Below are 840 nucleotides of genomic sequence, written 5' to 3' on the forward strand. Positions count from 1 at the left end.
GTCCTGACAGATGAGAAGTGACAAATACATTCGGCATTGTCCAGAAGACATGGTCTTTAGGTAACGGTTCTGTCTCAAAAACATCAAGGATGGCTGTCTGAAGATGTCCTGATTGCATAACAGATATTAAATTCTCTTCTTCAATTAATAATCCACGGCCAACATTGATAAGACAAGCTTTTGGTTTCATTGCTAAAAGGAKGTCCCTCGTCATAATATGATGTGTGGAATCCGTTAAAGGAAGGGTTAGGACCAAATAATCTAGATCTTTTACAAATTCACTCAATTGATCTGGAGTAAAGTGACAGTCCACTAATGATGCTTGTTTTCCGCTAAAGCTTAATCCATGTACATTCATATCAAACACTCGAGCTTTACGTACAATTTCGGCACCAATCGATCCGAGTCCGGCTACCCCGATTGTTTTCCCCTTCAGAGTTTCAGAAATGAAAGGATCCCATCTCCGTTCCATTTGTGATTGTCTCATACGGGGATTGTCTTTCACTATGTACAAGAGAAACGAAAATACATATTCAGAAATATAAGTACCAAATTGGTTGACAATTCGGGTTAGTATAATGCTCTCAGGTATAGATTTGTCTTCAATTAAATCATTGACTCCGGCTCCCATTGACTGAAACCAGCCGACAGATGAGGCAATTGGTTTACTTAGTAGATGTGTGGGGAAGTTCCATCCCAAAATAACTTCAGTACCAGGTAAATATTTTTCAACTTCATCCAAAGTTGTAGCTGTCTTTACTGACATAAACCCATTATTGCGAATACTTTCAGCATAAGTCTCAACATCTGTTTGCATAGGGCTAAAGACAAGAATATTAG

At 38.6% G+C, this 840-nt stretch carries 1 protein-coding gene; it reads right to left on the reverse strand.

The window, feature by feature from the left end; genetic code table 11:
* Window positions 1-766 (reverse strand): D-2-hydroxyacid dehydrogenase (locus AC1DUW_RS30860; RefSeq protein WP_477644455.1); only part of this gene is annotated, 766 nt, incomplete at its 3' end.
* Window positions 767-840 lie beyond the last annotated feature (74 nt).

It is taken from the genome of Peribacillus sp. P4_C12 (genome assembly GCF_056402095.1).